Below are 16,582 nucleotides of genomic sequence, written 5' to 3' on the forward strand. Positions count from 1 at the left end.
TCGGTCAGCCCTTCTTCTTCGCGCTGCGCAGCGCTTCGGCGAGTTTGCTGTCGACCTCGTCGTAGGTGTCCGCCGCGGTCTTGGTGAACTCGGCCAGGTGCTGGATGTCTTCCATGAGCTTCTTCCTGGTCTTCTTCCAGGTGTCGGAGAAGTCGTCGAAGACCTCGCGGAGCTTCTTGCTGCCGAGCGCGTCGTCGTAGGCGTCGGCGGGGTTGCTGTTGTCCTTGAACTGCCGGTGGATGGCGAAGAGGGAGTCCGAGCACTCCCTGATCATCTCCAGGTCGGCCCTGGTTCTCTCGCTCATGGATCAACTCCCTTGTCGGGGAACGGTGGTCGCGTGGCGCGTGGTCCCGGCGGCGGCGTCAGCGGTTGACGGCCTGGATCTCCTGGACGGTGATGTTCTGGACGGTGGTGAAGGTTCCCGGCGGCATGTTGGTCGGGCGCGGGCTGTTGGTTCCGACCCAGCTGACGTTCCAGGTGATGCTGGCTTCCAGCGAGTAGCCGCCGTTGCCCGAGGCGCGCAGGTACGTGAGTCCGCACGGCGGGGTCTTGTCGGCCGAGCCCTGGGTGAAGGGGGTGCCGATGCTGCCGTCGGCGTTGAAGGTGCACTCGCCCGAGGCGGGGTGCAGCTGGGCGTCCGCTGTGCCGGGCTTGATGCGGAGCGAGACGGGCGTCGCCGTGGTGGTGGCGGAGACGTTCACACCGGCGGCGTTGAGGCTCGCGGTGACGGAGACCGGCTTGAAGATGCCCTTGTCCAGCCAGGCCCAGGTGGGGAGGTTCACCTTGGTGTTCGCCTCGGGCGCGAGGGTCACCTGGGTCGTCGGGACGATGATCCGGTTGTAGGCCAGCTCGGCGAGCACCTGGGGGGTCACGGCCTGTCGCATCGGCGGCGGCGTGCCGTTGGGGACCCACTCGGGCAGCGTGCTGTTGCAGGCGAACGCGGCCAGCTCGTTGAGCCGGTCCTGGTTCATGACGGCGACCCAGAAGGCCCCCTGGCCCTCCTTGTCGAGGTTGTAGTCCTTGTAGTCGGTCTCGGTGTACTTCTTCCGGAGTTCGGCCATGGCGTTCTTGGCGTAGGACGGCTGGCCCGGATTGTTGACCACCGTGTCGTAGGAGGCCTTCTCGGCAGCCGCGAACTCACTGGCCGACATGGGCTCGAACCAGCACGCGGGCGGGGTCCAGTTGCCCGTCGGGGTGAACGTCTTGGGGTTCTTCCCGCCGGATCCGCCGGTCGAACCCGAGTAGCTGATGCGCGAGGTGAGCATCTGCCCGTCCCGGTCGCCCCCCGTGGTGGTCTCGCCTCGGGAGCCGCCACCGGGGTCCTTCCCGGCGAAGGCGGTGCCCGGTACGAGGGCAAGCGCGGTGGCGGTCGCGCCGATGATCAGCCAGCGGCCCGAACGGCTCATGACGCGCACGTCTTGCTCCCCCTCTCGGAGGTCAGCTTCGTGGTCTGCCAGACCCCTTGGGCGTTCTTGTCGACCCTGAGGGTGTAGGAGACGTACGACTTGTCGCTCGCGGGCTCCTCGTTGACCTTGCCCGTCTTGCGGTCCTTGGTGAACGCCTTGCTCTCGTCCGTGCAGAAGCCGACACCCGCGGACTTGTCGTCGAACAGCTCGATCCGGGGGCTGTAGTAACGCGTGGTTCCGGTGACCGTCAGGCCCTTGGCCTTGAACTCGGTGATCCACTTCGCGGCACCGATGAGGGCATCGCCCTTGTTGTAGAAGACGACGCCCGGCGTTTCGGGGGCGTCGCTCGTGATGGCCTCGTCGGTGGCGTTCATCTGAGCGCTGACATCGGTGAGGATCGCGTCCTTCACCGGCTCGCCCGTCGCCCACGTCTCGAAGACGTTCTTGACGTCCGCCGGAAGCGTGATCGTCGGCCGGCCCGCCGCCTGGGACGGGCTCGCGCTCGCGGATGCCGATGGTGGGGCGCTCGACTCCGATCCGGCGATTTTGTCGCTCGCCTTCGTTCCATCACCGCCGCACGCGGACAGGAGCAGGGCGGCAGCGGCCGTGGTGGCTACTGCGACGGGCAAGGTGCGGCGGGTCACTGGGCGACTCCTGATGGGGCGAAGGGCGTCTGAAGCTGTCTGACGCTACCTTTGTGGCGATCGGTTTCGCCAGGACGGTTCCCTTTACGTAACAGTGAGTTGTGCCTCCTGTCCGCTTCGGTGCCGGAAGTTTCCGGCGAATGTCGCAACTGCGACGGCCGCGCGGAGGGTCCGATGGCGAAGGACGAGGGCGTGGACCCCGGGGCCACGTAGGAGGATTGCGTCGGGACGGGGAAGTGCGGACCCCCGCCCCTCACGCGTGGCCGTGTGCCAGGAAGGCTGTTCACATGACAATTTCAATGCCGGCCGGATCGGCCCCGGTGGGGGCGATCGCCGGATACACCCTCGTGATGCCTCCGGGGTGGTCGCACATTCCGCTCGGGGAGGGAATGGAGGACGCGGTACGCACGATCGCGGCCGATACCGCGGCCTTCGCCCCCGACGAGCTCCCCCGGGACGAGGTCGCGAAGCACCGGGCCCAGCTCGAAGGCCATCTGCTGAAGCTGGCCCGCAAGGCCGCCGACAACTCCGGTATCGACCTGTACCTCCCCACCATCCCGCGCGACGGGATCGCCATCCCCTGCTCCATCGTGGTGGCGCAGTTCCGGCTCGAGCTGGGCGACGGCGTGGACCCGCTGGAGGTCGCCCGCGCCCTCGCGGCCGGCGGGGACGGGGAGGCGGACGCCCAAGAGGTGGACGTCGAGGGCGGGGTGGGTTCCCGTACGGAGCGCGTCCGTCCCGCCGACCCGGCGAAGGGTCGGCACGAGGCCGCCCGGACCGTGGACTACACGATGCCGGTGCCCGGGAACGCGGCCCGCTGGATCAGCGTCTCGTTCTCCACACCTGGGGACGGGGACCCGGAGGGTGAGTTCGCGCTCCTGCTCGTGGAGCTGTTCGACGCGATCATGACGACGTTCGCATGGCAGAGGAGTGGTGATGGGTGACAAGTCCGACCTGAAGGTCGACTACCAGCTGCTGACGGAATCCGAGAAGTCCCTGGGGATCATCCAGACGGAGTTCAAGAAGTGCGGGGACCGGCAGGACGAGCTGGCCGAGGACGTCGGGGCGAAGACCCTCGAGAGTGCGATGCACGAGTTCTCGGACAACTGGAAGAAGAACCGCAAGCAGATGCTCACGAACATCGAGGACGTGCTCAAGCTCGTCATCAAGGCCCGGGAGAGCTTCGAGGGGCTGGAGAAGGACCTGATCGACTCGGGCAAGGTCGAAAAGAAGAAGTAGTGAAGAAGAACGCAGCGAAGAAGTAGCAGTGAAGAAGTAGCAGGAATCACGGGGGTTCGAAGAGCATGGCACCCAACAACCGACCCAAGGACTGGCAGCCGCTGGCCGGCTCCGATCCCACGCCGGGCAATCCCGAGGAGGTGAGAACCGGGGCCAAGAACATGGCGACCACGGGTGAGCAGATCCGGGCGCAGATCACCCGGCTCAAGGCCATATCGGGGACGGACGAGCTCAAGGGCAAGTACGTCGAGGAGCTGAAGAAGGGCTCCGGCAAGCTGAAGGGCAAGCTGGAGAAGTCGGCGGGCCGGTACGAGAAGGTTTCCGCCAAGCTGGGCGAGTGGGCGGGCTGCCTGGAGCACGCGCAGAGCGAGACCGCGGCGGCGCTGACGTCCGCGAAGGAGGCCCAGGAGAGCTTCCGGGCCCTGGTGGGCAGCGAGGACCCGGACTCGGCGGCGGCCAAGACGGCGGAGAAGGACCTGGAGCCGTCGAAGAAGACGGAGCTGGAGAGCGCGCGCACCAAGCTGGAGGGTGCGAAGAAGCGCAACGGCACGGCCGTCGAGGGATACCGCAAGGACTCCAAGCGGATCGCGGACAAGATCCGCGACATCATCGACGACGCGGTCGAGGACGGCTTCTGGAGCTGGTTCTCCAACCTCATCGAGCGCAACCTCAAGGCCATCAAGGTCGTGCTGGAGGTCATGGGCTGGATCGCCACGATCCTCGCGGTCATCGCGCTGGTCATCATGATCGTGGCCATGTTCGCCGTGCCGGGCGCGGGCTGGCTCGCGGCGATGGCGCTCATGACCCAGATCGGCACGGCCCTCGCCCTCGCGAGCACGGTGGCGCACGTCGCCATGGCGGCCACCGGCAACGGAGGGTGGGGCGACGTGGTCTTCGACGTCGTGGGCCTGCTCACCATGCGCATGGGAACCGTGGCCGGCAAGGGCATCAAGAAGGGTTCGGACGCCGCTCGGCAGGCCTCGGTCAAGGCCGGACGCCAGCAGGCGAAGGACGTGAAGACGAGCCCGGCGTACAAGGACAAGATCGCGAAGTTCGAGGAGCGCAAGGCGAACGCGGGCAGCCAGCGCGCGAGGGACGCCATCCAGAAGGAGAAGGACGCCTTCGTGAAGTCCCAGAAGCCCAAGGGCGTGGCCACGGAGATGCCCAAGCCGAGCCGGATGGACACGTTCAGGGCGGGCGGCGACCGCGATGCGGCCGCGCAGCTCAAGTTCGCGCGGAACGAGGCATTGAAGCGGGGCGGCGACCCGGCCACGAGTGCGGCGGCGCGGGCGGCCGGCCGTAACGGCGGACTCGCCTTTGGTACTTTCGCGGCCGGAAACCTGATCGACTGGACCGACAAGGGCATCGCGCCGAGCGACATCTACGAGGACAAGCCGAAGGTCGGCCCTTACGGAGACCTCAAGGACTGGACTCCGAGCGACACCGGCATGTACGACTACGCGCCGTAAAGGAATGGGTGGGAAGAATGAGCTGGGTTCACGTCGACTTCGACGACCTGTACTGGGTGCCCCTGCCCTGGGGCGCATGGGATGAAAGGCCGTGGGACGACGAGAAGGACTGGGCCGAGAGCAAGGCCGTCGTCCTGCTGACCTACCACGACCTGCCGCTCAAGCGGAAGGAGCTCAAGCGCCTGTCCACGCTCCTTGCGGCCCGCCGGCAGGTGTTCGAGGAGATGAACACCTCCCGCGAGAGCTACCTCTATTTCGCGCACCCCACGGAAGAGCCGCTGGACATCCACCTCTGGTACGGGCCGGCGGAGGGCGATCGGGATGTGGCGCTGCGGAAGTACGCGCGGGTCGAGAGCCCCGATGCCATGCTGCCTCCGCAGGTGGAGGAATTCACCACGGAGGCGCTCGGCACGGGTCTGCATTCGCGCACGCACGTGCAGTTGGACGACAACTCCGTGGCAATGAACCTCTGGTACGCGTTCCGGGACGAAAAGCGCGGCGTGGACGTCATCGCCTTCGCTTCGTCGGACGACCTGGGGAGGCTCTCCGTCGCGGAGCCGGCCTTCGACGCGTTCGTACGGAGCATCCGGCTCGTCGACGACGAGTCGGAACTCTAGGCGGGACTCCGGGCGGAACTCCGGGCGTGGGCGCGGGCGTGGGCATTCGCGTTGGCGTTGGCGTCGGCGGCCTGCGGGACGGGCCTCAGGACGCGCTTCGCCGCTGTGCGCGGGTGGTGCGGCGCATGGCGCCGGGGTTGCGCGTGGTGACGACCGGCCGGGCTGCCGCCCTCGCGGCGGCGCGGGCGGTCGTCCGCTCCCGGCGGGCGCTGATGGCCTTCGGTGCGCGGAGGGCCGTCAGGGCCAGGGGCGGGCCGCCCATGACGAGGAGCACGCCCCAGAGCGGGACGCCGTCGGCGGCGGTCGACAGGACCAGGCCGGAGACGGCGCCGTAGGCGCAGCCGAGGGCGAGGGCGATGCCCGCGGCCACCTCGGCGTCCTCGGGGCGGTCGGCCCGGTGCAGGGCGAGGGCGTCCTGGGTCAGCTTGCGCGCGAGGTCGAGGCAGAGGACGGCGAGGAAGAGCAGGGTGAGCACGCCGGTGACGTGGTCCCGGCTGCTGTCGGCCCAGGAGGAACCCTCGGAGCCGGCGGCGGCGCTGACGACCGCGGTGATGAGCGCGCCCGCCCCGGCGAGGCCGGAGACCACCGCGTACGCCGAGTGCACCAGGACCCGCCAGGTCCGGGACCCCGTCTTGAGCTCGTTCATGACCACCCTCCCAGGTCAGCCGCCACGGGTACGGGCGGCCCGGCCTGGGGGTGAAGGCTACGCGACGTGCGGTCAGCGGTTGACGGCCTGGATCTCCTGGACGGTGATGTTCTGGACGACGGCGAAGGTCCCAGGGGGAAGGCCGCCTCCGGGGGCGGTGGTCGAGGTCCAGGTGACCTCCCACGTGATGCTGGCTTCCAGGGCGTACGTGCCGTTGCCCGAGGAACGCAGGTACGTGAGCCCGCACGGCGGGTTCTTGTCGGCCGAACCTTCGGTGAAGGGAGCCCCGATCGTGCCGTCGGCATTGATGGCGCACTCGCCGGAGCCGGGGTGGACCTGGGCGTCGGCGGTGCCGGGCTTGATGTGCAGGGAGACCGGTCTGGCGGTGGTGGTGGCGGTGACGTTCACGCCGGCGGCGTTGAGGGTCGCGGTGACGGAGACCGGCTTGAAGTCGGCCTTGTCGTGCGAGATCCACGTGGCCAGGTTGACCTTGTTGTTCGCCGGGGTGGGGGCGAGGCTCACAGTGGTCGGAGTGATGGCGATCTGGTTGTACGCCAGGTGAGCCAGGACCTCGGGCGTGACGGAGTTCTGGAAAGGGGGCGGGGTGCCGTTGGGGACCCACTCCGGCAGCTCGCTGCAGCCCATGGAGGCGACGTCATTCAACCGGTCGGGATTGCGGACGGCGACCCAGAAGGCACCCTTGCCCTCTTGGTCCAGGTTGTAGTTCTTGTACTTGCCGTCTTTGTAGATCGTCCTGAACTGCCCCACTGCACTCTTGGCGTGACCCGCCTGACCGGGGTAGTTGACGGTTTCCGCGACGAAGGCCTCGACGTACTCCGCGAACTGCGATGCGGAGCGCGGCTCGTACCAGCAGGCGGGCGGCGTCCAGTTGTTGGACGCCGTGAAGCCCTTCGGGCTGCCCTTGCCCTTGGTCGACCCCGAGAAGCTGATCAGCGAGGTGAGCGTGCCCTTGTCGTGGCCGCCGCTGGTCTGGGGGTCACCACCGCGGGTGTCGCCTTCGGGCGGCCACTCCGCCGCCGCGATACCAGGCATGAGTGCGATCGCCGCGGCGGTCACTCCCGTCGCTACCACGCGGAGTGGAGTCCTTAAGGTGTGCACGACTTGTCGCCCCTCTTGGAGTTCAGCTGGGTGGTCTGCCAGACGCCCTGCTCGTTCTTCTCCAGGCGGGCGGTGTAGGCCACGTATGAGTTGTCGGTCACGGGGGTCGTGTGGACCTTGCCCGTCCCGCGGTCCTTGGCGAACGCCTTGCTCTCGTCCGAGCAGTAGGAGACGCCGACGGACTTGTCGTCGAACGACTGAAGCTTCGGGTTGAAGTATCGGGAGGTTCCGGTGGGAACGTAGCCCTTCGTCTTCATCTTCGCGATCCACGTACCGGCGTTGATGAGGGCCATGCCCTTGTTGTAGAAGACCACGGCGGGCGATTCGGGCTCGTCGTTCGCGATGGCGGCGTCAACGGCGTTGATCTGGCTGCTGAGGTCGGTCAGGGCGGCATCCTTGCCGGCATCGCCCGTGGCCCATCCTTCGAACACGTTCTTGAAGTCCGGCGGGAGGGTCACGGTCGGGCGGCCTGTCGCCTGGGAGGGGGGCGGGGAATAGTGTTTCGGTGGTCATAGCGTTAGGGAAACGCCCGGTTTACATTCCGAACCCGGAAGCTAAGCCTTTCAGCGCCGATGGTACTGCAGGGGGGACCCTGTGGGAGAGTAGGACGCCGCCGAACAACCCGCCCTTTTAGCTCAGTCGGTAGAGCGTCTCCATGGTAAGGAGAAGGTCAACGGTTCGATTCCGTTAAAGGGCTCATCAAAAAGGCCCCCGCCTCTTGGCGGGGGCCTTTTTTTGCGTTACAGGACCTTCTTGTCAAGTCCCGAGTTCTCGGGTCGTGACCAGGGCTGCCGCTCGGGGCGCAATGGAAGCACGGATGACGGCTTCATCCGCTGTCCGAGCCCCCTGACCAGTGGAAGGACCTCTCATGAGCACCGACAGGATCCAACGCCTCGTCCGCCTGGTCGTGAAGGCCAGGGACGACTCCGCGTACTCGGGGGACCGGGAGACCGAACGTGACGCCTTCCCCTCCCCCTGCCCGGCCGACAGCGATGTGATCGTCGACGAGGGCTGTGGGCCCCGGGGCGAGATGGCGGCCCCGTCGTTCATGATCCTTGTGGTGCGGCCCCGGCGGTAGCCGGTCAAGCGGTCAGGGCACCGTGGGGTGCTCAGTCGCCGTGGCGCTGTTCGGGAATGCGGAAAGCCAGGATGGCCATGTCGTCCGAGGCCGGTTCGGCGGCGAAGCGTTCCACGGCGCGCAGGACGCGGGAGGCGACGGCGCCGGCGGTGAGGCCCGTACAAGTGGTCAGGACCTCGGCGAGGCCGTCGTCGCCGAGCATGCGGGTGCCCTCCCGGCGTTCGGTGACTCCGTCCGTGACGCAGAGCAGGACGTCGCCCGGGTCCAGGGTGAGCGTCTGTTCGTACAGGTCCAGGTCCTCGATCACGCCGAGGAGCGGCTGCGGGTCAGCGGCCGGGAGCACCTCGCCGTTCGGGCGCAGGCGCAAGGGGAGCGGGTGGCCCGCGCAGACGACCTTCATGTGGGCGCTGCCGTCGGACTGGGGGTGGAGCTCTCCGTAGAGGAGGGTGAGGAAGCGGCTGCGGGCGCCCTCGTCGAGGATCGCCGCGTTGAGGCGCTCCAGCACGGCCGGGCCGCCGAGGCCCTCGCGGGCCAGGAGGCGCAGGGCGTGGCGGGCCAGGCCGGTGACGGCGGCCGCCTCGGGTCCCGTACCGCAGACGTCGCCGATGGCGAAGCCGTAGACGCCGGGGCGGATCGGGAAGACGTCGTAGAAGTCGCCGCCCACCTCGTTGCCCTCGCCGGCGGCCCGGTAGATGACCTCGACCTCGATGCCGGGGATGGCGGGGGAGCCGGGCGGCAGCAGGCTGCGCTGCAGCGAGCGGCTGATGGCGGTGCGCTCGGAGTAGAGCCGGGCGTTGTCCAGGGCGAGGGCGGCGCGGCGGGAGAGGTCCTCGGCGAGTTCGAGGATCTCCTGGCGGAAGTGCTCCTCGGACGGTTTGCCCAGGGTCAGCATGCCGATGACGCGGTTGCGGGCGAGGAGGGGGAGGACCACCGTCTCGTCGCCTGCCGCGAGGGTCGCCGCGGGCCAGGGGGTGGCGCCGGATTCGCGGACCGGTTCGGGCGGGCTGACGTGGGACAGCAGGTCCTTGAGGCCGTCGATGCGGTCCTCGTCCTCGTGCAGGACGTAGGAGAGGTACGGGTCGGAGGACTGGTCGGCGATGGTGTAGACGGCGCACCAGGTGGCGAGGGTGGGGACGGTCATCTGGGCCATGAGGGCCAGGGTCTGGTCCCGGTCGAGGGTGCCGGCGAGCAGGTCGGAGGCTTCGACGAGGAAGGAGAGGGAGCCGCGGCGCAGCCGTTCGAGCTCGCCGAGCCGGGCGGACTCGACGGCGAGGGCGATGCGGTCGGCGGCGAACTGGAGGCGCAGGGCCTCGTCGTTGGAGTAGCGGCCGGGGGCCTCGGTGGCGACGCCGAGGGACCCGGTGAGGCGGCCCTCGACCTTGAGGGGCACGGTCACGGCGGAGCGCATGCCGGTGTTCTCCAGGAGCGGGACGGCTCCGGGGACGACGGCGAGGTCGTCGTGGACGGCGGGCATGCGGGCGCTGCCGTACCGGTTGGTGCCGGCCTCGACGGGGACCCGGGCGAAGCGCTGGCGGGTGGAGGGCAGGCCGGTGGTGGCGCGGACCTCGAGCTCGGTCTCGTCGTCGGTGGCGAGGAGGAGGAAGGCGGCGTCGGCGTCGAGGAGGTCGCGGGCGCGTTCCACGGTGCGCTGGAGCAGTCCGTCGAGGTCGTCGGGGGCGGGCGAGCCGATGAAGATCTCGAAGGGGTCCGCGGGGCGGGACTCGGCGAGGTGGCCGCCGTCGACGGGGACGCGTACGGGGCTCATGAGCAGGGCGCGCTCGTCGTCGTGGACGAGGAGGCAGACGATGGACGGCTCGCCGTGGGCATCGCGGACCCGCAGGTGGGAGGCGTAGACGGGGATGACGCGGCCGTCGGCGCCGCGGATGCCGTAGCTGCCCTCCCAGCGGGACAGGCGCAGGGCCTCGGCGATGCCGGTTCCGGTGCCGGGGGTCTGCGGCCAGGCGGCGAGCTCGGCGAGGGGGCGGCCGACGGCCTTCTCGGCGGGGTGGCCGAAGACGATCTCGGCGTCCTCGTTCCAGCCGGAGATGGTGTCGGTGGCGTCGATCTGCACGACGGCGACGCGGACCCGGCTGTCGGCGAGGGGGAGCAGCTGGTCGGGGACGACGGGGCCCGCGGAGCGGGTACCGACCGGACGGTCCGGCATGTCGAGGCGGAACCACACGTGTTTGTGGGTGCCGGTGTACTCGACGCCCCAGCGCGTGGCGAGCGCGGCGCAGAGCATGAGCCCGCGGCCGCTCTCGCGGTCGGGATCGGCGTACGGGCGCTCGCCGGGGTGGTGCAGGGGCAGCTCGCGCTCCGGGTACCGGTCGGCGACCTCGACCCGTACGCCGTCCTCGGTGCGCAGGCACAGGACCTCGGCGCGGGTGCCGGCGTGGACCACGGCGTTGGTGACGAGCTCACTGGTGAGGACCACGGCGTCGTCGACGATGTCCGCGAAACCCCAGCCCTGGAGGGTGTCGCGGACGAATGCGCGGGCAGAGGCGACCGAACGCCCTTGTGGATCGAAACTGGCAGCCGCCCGTGCCGTGATCACTAGTCTCCTTCGACGCGGTGGACATCGGATGCCAGGTTACTTACCTTCGCGGTCGCCATGGTGCCGTCGTCCGGGAATCCACCCGCAGGGTGCGGCCGGTGTGCGATGGTGCCGGAGTGTTATGGCCGGGTTCGGTCGGGGTGAAACACTGGGCAGGCTTGGAGCCGGGTACTGATGAGCAAAGTGCCCGGTGGAACGGCGGTCGACCCTTTCGGGAGGGACACGGTGGAGTCTGGCGCGGCGGTGCGGCGTACGGGAACGCGCCCGAAGGGCGGACGGTCCCGGCGGGAAGGGACGACGGAGGTCGATACCGCGGCCCTGAACAGGCTGCTCACGGCCTTGGTGTCGATGCGGGACGGGAACTTCCGCAAGCGGCTGACGGTGTCCGGCGAAGGCGTGATGGCGGAGATCGCCGCCGTCTACAACGAGGTCGCCGACCGCAATCTCCACCTGACCGGCGAGCTGTCCCGGGTCCGGCGGATGGTGGGCCGCGAGGGAAAGCTGAGCGAACGGCTGGAAACGGGTGCCTGTGAGGGCTCCTGGGCGGCCGCGATCGACGCCTCGAACCAGCTGGTCGACGATCTGGCGCGGCCGGTGTCCGAGGTGGGCCGGGTGCTGTCGGCGGTCGCCGAGGGCGATCTCGACCAGCGCATGGACCTGCGGACCCAGGCCGCGGAGGGTGCCGGGCACCCGCTGCGCGGGGAGTTCCTGAAGGTCGGGCGGACGGTCAACAATCTGGTCGACCAGCTCTCCGCGTTCACCGACGAGGTGACGCGGGTGGCGCTGGAGGTGGGCACCGAGGGCAAGCTCGGCGGCCAGGCCCAGGTGCGTGGAATGTCCGGATCCTGGAAGGATCTGACCGACTCCGTCAACACGATGGCGTACCGGCTCACCGCTCAGGTGCGTGACATCGCTCTCGTCACGACGGCGGTGGCGAAGGGCGATCTGTCGCGCAAGGTCACCGTGCACGTGGCCGGCGAGATGCTCCAGCTGAAGAACACCGTCAACACGATGGTGGACCAGCTGTCCTCGTTCTCGTCCGAGGTCACCCGGGTGGCCCGCGAGGTGGGTACGGAGGGTGAGCTCGGCGGCCAGGCGAAGGTGCCCGGGGTCGCGGGCGTGTGGAAGGACCTGACGGACTCCGTCAACACGATGGCGGGCAACCTGACGGCTCAGGTGCGCGGGATCGCCCAGGTCACGACGGCCGTCGCCAACGGCGACCTGTCGCAGAAGGTGCGGGTCAGCGCTCGCGGCGAGGTCGCGCAGCTGGCCGAAACGATCAACCAGATGACCGAGACGCTGCGGACCTTCGCGGACGAGGTCACGCGCGTGGCCAGCGAGGTCGGGGCCAAGGGAACCCTCGGTGGTCAGGCGCAGGTGCCGGGCGCGGCGGGGACGTGGAAGGACCTCACCGACTCGGTGAACACGGTCTTCCGCAACCTCACGACGCAGGTGCGGGACATCGCGACCGTGACGACGGCGGTGGCCAACGGGGACCTCTCGCAGAAGGTCACCGTCGATGTGGCCGGCGAGATGCTGGAGCTGAAGAACACCGTCAACACGATGGTGGACCAGCTCCAGTCCTTCGGTGCCGAGGTGACGCGGGTGGCCCGCGAGGTCGGCGTCGAGGGCGAGCTGGGCGGCCAGGCGCAGGTGCCGGGCGCGGCCGGGACGTGGAAGGACCTCACCGACTCGGTGAACACCGCCTTCCGCAACCTCACCGGGCAGGTCCGCAACATCGCGCAGGTGACGACGGCGGTGGCCAACGGCGACCTGTCGCAGAAGGTCACCGTGGACGTCTCCGGCGAGATGCTCCAGCTGAAGAACACCGTGAACACGATGGTGGACCAGCTGTCCTCGTTCGCCGACCAGGTCACGCGGATGGCCCGGGACGTGGGTACGGAGGGCCGGCTCGGCGGCCAGGCCCGGGTGGAGGGGGTGTCCGGCACCTGGAAGGAACTCACCGACTCCGTCAACTTCATGGCCGGGAACCTGACCTCCCAGGTGCGCCAGATCGCCCAGGTGACCACGGCGGTGGCCCGCGGCGACCTGTCGCAGAAGATCGACGTGGACGCGCGCGGCGAGATCCTGGAGCTGAAGAACACCATCAACACGATGGTCGACCAGCTCTCCGCCTTCGCGGAGCAGGTGACCCGGGTGGCCCGGGACGTGGGTACGGAGGGCCGGCTCGGCGGCCAGGCGCAGGTGCCCGGTGTGGCCGGCGTGTGGCGGGACCTGACGGACTCGGTGAACGGCATGGCCGGGAACCTGACCTCGCAGGTGCGCAACATCGCGCAGGTCGCCACCGCGGTGGCCCGCGGCGACCTGTCGCAGAAGATCGAGGTCGATGCCCGGGGCGAGATCCTGGAGCTGAAGAACACCCTCAACACGATGGTGGACCAGCTCTCGAACTTCGCGGAGCAGGTGACGCGGGTGGCCCGGGAGGTGGGCACCGAGGGCATCCTGGGCGGCCAGGCCGAGGTCAAGGGGGTCTCCGGCACTTGGAAGGACCTCACCCAGTCCGTCAACTTCATGGCGAACAACCTGACGTCGCAGGTGCGCAACATCGCCGAGGTGACCACCGCGGTCGCCATGGGCGACCTCTCCAAGAAGATCACGGTCGACGCGAAGGGCGAGATCCTCGAACTGGTCACCACCGTGAACACGATGGTCGACCAGCTGTCCTCGTTCGCCGAGCAGGTGACGCGGGTGGCCCGCGAGGTGGGCACCGAGGGGATCCTCGGCGGCCAGGCCCGGGTGCGCGGGGTGACCGGCATCTGGAAGGACCTCAGCGACAACGTCAACACCATGGCCGGCAATCTGACGGCCCAGGTGCGCGGGATCGCCCAGGTCTCGACGGCGGTGGCCAACGGAGACCTGACCAAGACGGTCACGGTCGAGGCCCGGGGCGAGGTCGCGCAGCTGGCCGACACCGTCAACACGATGGTCAAGACCCTGTCGTCCTTCGCCGACGAGGTCACGCGCGTGGCCCGCGAGGTGGGTACGGAGGGCCGGCTGGGCGGTCAGGCACACGTTCCCGGGGTGTCCGGGACGTGGAAGGACCTCACCGACTCGGTGAACTTCATGGCCTCCAACCTCACCGGCCAGGTCCGGCAGATCGCCATGGTCACGACCGCCATCGCCAAGGGCGACATGACCAAGAAGATCGACATCGACGCGCGCGGCGAGATCCTGGAGCTCAAGACCACGATCAACACGATGGTCGACCAGCTGTCGTCCTTCGCCGACCAGGTGACGCGGGTGGCCCGCGAGGTGGGCACCGAGGGGATCCTCGGCGGCCAGGCCCGGGTCCGGGACGTCGACGGGACCTGGCGGGACCTGACCGAGTCGGTCAACGAGATGGCCGGCAACCTCACCCGCCAGGTGCGCGCCATCGCGGCCGTCGCCACGGCGGTGACGCGCGGCGACCTCAACCTCAAGATCGACGTGGACGCGGCCGGCGAGATCCAGGTCCTCCAGGACAACCTGAACACGATGATCGCCAACCTGCGCGACACCACCTTGGCCAACAAGGAGCAGGACTGGCTCAAGGGCAACCTCGCCCGGATCTCCGCCCTGATGCAGGGCCGCCGCGAGCTGGACGACGTCGCCTCGCTGATCATGAGCGAGCTGACCCCGGTGGTCTCCGCGCAGCACGGGGCGTTCTTCCTGGCGCTGCCGGCCGGCGGTACCACCGAGATCGGGACGGAGGGGGGCGCGGATGGCTCGTACGAGCTGCGGATGCGCGGGAGTTACGCGTACGCCGGCGGCCAGATGCCCATGTCCTTCCGGCCGGGGGAGGGGCTGATCGGGACGGTCGCCGAAGAGAAGCGGACGATCCTGATCGAGAACACCCCGCCCGGCTACCTGAAGATCTCCTCGGGGCTCGGCGAGGCCCCGCCGGCGCACGTGATCGTGCTGCCGGTGCTCTTCGAGGGGAAGGTGCTCGGCGTCATCGAGCTGGCCTCCTTCCAGCCCTTCACGCAGATCCAGAAGGACTTCCTCAGCCAGATCGCCGAGATGATCGGCACGAGCGTCAACACCATTTCCGTCAACTCCAAGACGGAGATGCTGCTCAAGCAGTCGCAGGAGATGACCGAGCAGCTGCGCGAGCGCTCCGACGAGCTGGAGAACCGGCAGAAGGCCCTCCAGGCGGCCAACGCCGAACTGGAGGAGAAGGCCGAGCTGCTGGCCCAGCAGAACCGGGACATCGAGGTGAAGAACACCGAGATCGAGGAGGCCCGGCAGGTCCTGGAGGAGCGCGCCGAGCAGCTCGCGGTCTCGATGCGCTACAAGTCCGAGTTCCTGGCGAACATGTCGCACGAGCTGCGGACCCCGCTCAACTCCCTGCTGATCCTGGCGAAGCTGCTCGCGGACAACGCGGACGAGAACCTCTCGCCGAAGCAGGTGGAATTCGCCGAGACCATCCACGGGGCCGGCTCGGACCTGCTCCAGCTGATCAACGACATCCTCGACCTGTCGAAGGTCGAGGCCGGGAAGATGGACGTCTCGCCGACCAGGATCGCGCTGGTCCAGCTCGTCGACTACGTGGAGGCCACCTTCCGGCCGCTCACCGCGGAGAAGGGGCTCGACTTCTCGGTACGGGTCTCCCCGGAGCTCCCGGCGACCCTGCACACCGACGAACAGCGGCTGCTGCAGGTGCTGCGCAACCTGCTGTCGAACGCGGTGAAGTTCACCGACACCGGGGCGGTGGAGCTGGTGATCCGGCCCGCCGGGGCGGACGTGCCCATCGCGATCCGCGAGCAGCTGCTGGAGGCGGGTTCGCTCCGCGAGGCGGACGCCGACCTGATCGCCTTCTCGGTGACCGACACCGGGATCGGGATCGCGGCGAGCAAGATGCTGGTGATCTTCGAGGCCTTCAAGCAGGCCGACGGCACCACCAGCCGCAAGTACGGCGGAACGGGCCTCGGCCTGTCCATCAGCCGGGAGATCGCCCGGCTGCTGGGCGGGGAGATCCACGCGGCGAGCGAGCCCGGACGCGGGTCCACCTTCACGCTGTACCTGCCGCTGCACCCGAGCGAGCTGCCCCCGCAGGGGTACGCGCCCCCGACGCCGGGCGGAGCCCGCGCGGAGCTGTACCGCAGGCCGGCGGCCGAGGAGGCGCGGCCCGCGCTGCCGGCGGCCCCGGCCGAGCAGGGCCCCGTACCGCCCGTGCAGCCGGTTGCGCTGCCGCGCGGCGGGGAACCGGCGGGGCAGGGGTCTTCGGCGCTGTTCCGGCGCCGGCGCAAGGCCTTGAGCGAGCCGCAGCTGCGGGCTGAGGTGCCGGGGCAGGGCGACGCGGAGGCGTGGGCCGTCGAGGAGCCGCTGCCGGTGGCGCCTCGGACGTACGACTTCCACGGCGAGCGGGTGCTGATCGTGGACGACGACGTGCGCAACGTCTTCGCGCTGACCAGCGTGCTGGAGCAGCACGGCCTGGCGGTGCTGTACGCGGAGAACGGGCGGGAGGGCATCGAGGTCCTGGAGCAGCACGACGACGTGGCGCTCGTGCTGATGGACATCATGATGCCGGAGATGGACGGGTACGCGACGACCTCGGCGATCCGGCGGATGCCGCAGTTCGAGGGGCTGCCGATCATCGCGCTGACGGCGAAGGCCATGAAGGGCGACCGGGAGAAGGCGATCGAGTCCGGAGCCTCCGACTATGTGACCAAGCCGGTGGAACCCGACTATCTACTGTCGGTCATGGAAGGGCACATGCGCGGAAACTGAGGCGTGAGCGGGCGCCGACACTTAAACACATCTGACGCTGCCGACGCCCCCTCCCCCGACGATCCGACCGCGGCCGCGCT

General features: G+C 69.1%; 13 protein-coding genes, 1 tRNA gene and 1 rRNA gene. 8 read left to right on the forward strand and 7 right to left on the reverse strand.

Annotation, left to right across the window (positions count from 1 at the left end; genetic code table 11):
- Positions 1-4: 4 nt before the first annotated feature.
- Genes DRB89_RS34095 through DRB89_RS34105 form a run of 3 tightly spaced genes read right to left on the reverse strand, consistent with a single transcriptional unit; the run spans position 5 to position 2,050 of the window.
- Positions 5-304, reverse strand: coding sequence for a hypothetical protein (locus DRB89_RS34095; RefSeq protein ID WP_112450528.1), 300 nt, complete (start codon positions 302-304; stop codon positions 5-7).
- Between the two features lie 58 nt (positions 305-362).
- Positions 363-1,406: a hypothetical protein gene (locus DRB89_RS34100; protein WP_239516901.1), complete on the reverse strand. Its 1,044-nt coding sequence runs from the start codon at positions 1,404-1,406 to the stop codon at positions 363-365.
- Positions 1,403-2,050, reverse strand: a complete 648-nt coding sequence (locus DRB89_RS34105; protein ID WP_112450526.1) for a hypothetical protein — start codon at positions 2,048-2,050, stop codon at positions 1,403-1,405. The genes DRB89_RS34100 and DRB89_RS34105 overlap by 4 nt, the downstream gene beginning before the upstream one ends.
- Before the next feature lie 287 nt (positions 2,051-2,337).
- Between DRB89_RS34105 and DRB89_RS34110 the strand changes: the two genes are divergently transcribed.
- The 4 genes from DRB89_RS34110 (at position 2,338) to DRB89_RS34125 (ending at position 5,375) form a co-directional block, all read left to right on the forward strand.
- The gene (locus DRB89_RS34110) at positions 2,338-2,994 is read left to right on the forward strand and encodes a hypothetical protein (RefSeq protein ID WP_162688839.1); all 657 of its coding nucleotides are present in this window, start codon (positions 2,338-2,340) and stop codon (positions 2,992-2,994) included.
- Complete coding sequence (locus DRB89_RS34115; RefSeq protein ID WP_112450524.1) at positions 2,987-3,289, forward strand: hypothetical protein; 303 nt, start codon at positions 2,987-2,989, stop codon at positions 3,287-3,289. The genes DRB89_RS34110 and DRB89_RS34115 overlap by 8 nt, the downstream gene beginning before the upstream one ends.
- 65 nt (positions 3,290-3,354) lie before the next feature.
- A complete protein-coding gene (locus tag DRB89_RS34120; protein WP_112450523.1) occupies positions 3,355-4,758 on the forward strand; it encodes a hypothetical protein in 1,404 nt (467 codons plus the stop codon).
- 17 nt (positions 4,759-4,775) lie between these two features.
- The gene (locus tag DRB89_RS34125; RefSeq protein ID WP_112450522.1) at positions 4,776-5,375 is read left to right on the forward strand and encodes a hypothetical protein; all 600 of its coding nucleotides are present in this window, start codon (positions 4,776-4,778) and stop codon (positions 5,373-5,375) included.
- A gap of 85 nt (positions 5,376-5,460) precedes the next feature.
- On the opposite strand, the gene DRB89_RS34130 is transcribed toward DRB89_RS34125, so the two are convergent.
- The 3 genes from DRB89_RS34130 to DRB89_RS34140 all read right to left on the reverse strand — a co-directional run bounded on the left by DRB89_RS34130 (position 5,461) and on the right by DRB89_RS34140 (position 7,598).
- Positions 5,461-6,021, reverse strand: coding sequence for a hypothetical protein (locus DRB89_RS34130; RefSeq protein ID WP_112450521.1), 561 nt, complete (start codon positions 6,019-6,021; stop codon positions 5,461-5,463).
- Positions 6,022-6,093: 72 nt separating this feature from the next.
- Positions 6,094-7,074: a hypothetical protein gene (locus tag DRB89_RS34135; protein ID WP_239516474.1), complete on the reverse strand. Its 981-nt coding sequence runs from the start codon at positions 7,072-7,074 to the stop codon at positions 6,094-6,096.
- Positions 7,075-7,127: 53 nt separating this feature from the next.
- Positions 7,128-7,598 (reverse strand): hypothetical protein, encoded by a 471-nt coding sequence (locus DRB89_RS34140; protein WP_112463556.1) that lies wholly within the window; start codon positions 7,596-7,598, stop codon positions 7,128-7,130.
- Positions 7,599-7,641: 43 nt separating this feature from the next.
- On the opposite strand from DRB89_RS34140, the gene rrf reads away from it, so the two are divergent.
- The 3 genes from rrf to DRB89_RS34155 all read left to right on the forward strand — a co-directional run bounded on the left by rrf (position 7,642) and on the right by DRB89_RS34155 (position 8,218).
- Positions 7,642-7,759: ribosomal RNA gene (gene rrf, locus DRB89_RS34145) — 5S ribosomal RNA — on the forward strand.
- A 5-nt stretch (positions 7,760-7,764) separates the two neighbouring features.
- Positions 7,765-7,837, forward strand: a tRNA-Thr gene (locus tag DRB89_RS34150).
- Between the two features lie 171 nt (positions 7,838-8,008).
- Positions 8,009-8,218, forward strand: coding sequence for a hypothetical protein (locus DRB89_RS34155; protein ID WP_112452047.1), 210 nt, complete (start codon positions 8,009-8,011; stop codon positions 8,216-8,218).
- 31 nt (positions 8,219-8,249) lie between these two features.
- Here the strand turns inward: DRB89_RS34155 and DRB89_RS34160 are convergent, their stop codons facing one another.
- The gene (locus tag DRB89_RS34160) at positions 8,250-10,772 is read right to left on the reverse strand and encodes a SpoIIE family protein phosphatase (RefSeq protein ID WP_112452046.1); all 2,523 of its coding nucleotides are present in this window, start codon (positions 10,770-10,772) and stop codon (positions 8,250-8,252) included.
- 225 nt (positions 10,773-10,997) lie between these two features.
- On the opposite strand from DRB89_RS34160, the gene DRB89_RS34165 reads away from it, so the two are divergent.
- Positions 10,998-16,502 carry a HAMP domain-containing protein gene (locus DRB89_RS34165; RefSeq protein WP_204358165.1) on the forward strand — a complete coding sequence of 1,835 codons (5,505 nt, stop codon included), beginning with the start codon at positions 10,998-11,000 and terminating at the stop codon, positions 16,500-16,502.
- Positions 16,503-16,582 lie beyond the last annotated feature (80 nt).

It is taken from the genome of Streptomyces sp. ICC4 (genome assembly GCF_003287915.1).
GTDB classification, from domain to species: Bacteria; Actinomycetota; Actinomycetes; order Streptomycetales; family Streptomycetaceae; genus Streptomyces; species Streptomyces tritrimontium.

What these genes read in the sequence shown, in the direction of transcription:
- DRB89_RS34115 (WP_112450524.1), top strand. Translation starts at nt 2,987, where the DNA reads ATGGGTGACAAGTCCGACCTGAAGGTCGACTACCAGCTGCTGACGGAA.
- DRB89_RS34120 (WP_112450523.1), top strand. Translation starts at nt 3,355, where the DNA reads ATGGCACCCAACAACCGACCCAAGGACTGGCAGCCGCTGGCCGGCTCC.
- DRB89_RS34095 (WP_112450528.1), bottom strand. Translation starts at nt 304, where the DNA reads ATGAGCGAGAGAACCAGGGCCGACCTGGAGATGATCAGGGAGTGCTCG.
- DRB89_RS34125 (WP_112450522.1), top strand. Translation starts at nt 4,776, where the DNA reads ATGAGCTGGGTTCACGTCGACTTCGACGACCTGTACTGGGTGCCCCTG.
- DRB89_RS34135 (WP_239516474.1), bottom strand. Translation starts at nt 7,074, where the DNA reads ATGCCTGGTATCGCGGCGGCGGAGTGGCCGCCCGAAGGCGACACCCGC.
- DRB89_RS34130 (WP_112450521.1), bottom strand. Translation starts at nt 6,021, where the DNA reads ATGAACGAGCTCAAGACGGGGTCCCGGACCTGGCGGGTCCTGGTGCAC.
- DRB89_RS34110 (WP_162688839.1), top strand. Translation starts at nt 2,338, where the DNA reads ATGACAATTTCAATGCCGGCCGGATCGGCCCCGGTGGGGGCGATCGCC.
- DRB89_RS34155 (WP_112452047.1), top strand. Translation starts at nt 8,009, where the DNA reads ATGAGCACCGACAGGATCCAACGCCTCGTCCGCCTGGTCGTGAAGGCC.
- DRB89_RS34100 (WP_239516901.1), bottom strand. Translation starts at nt 1,406, where the DNA reads ATGAGCCGTTCGGGCCGCTGGCTGATCATCGGCGCGACCGCCACCGCG.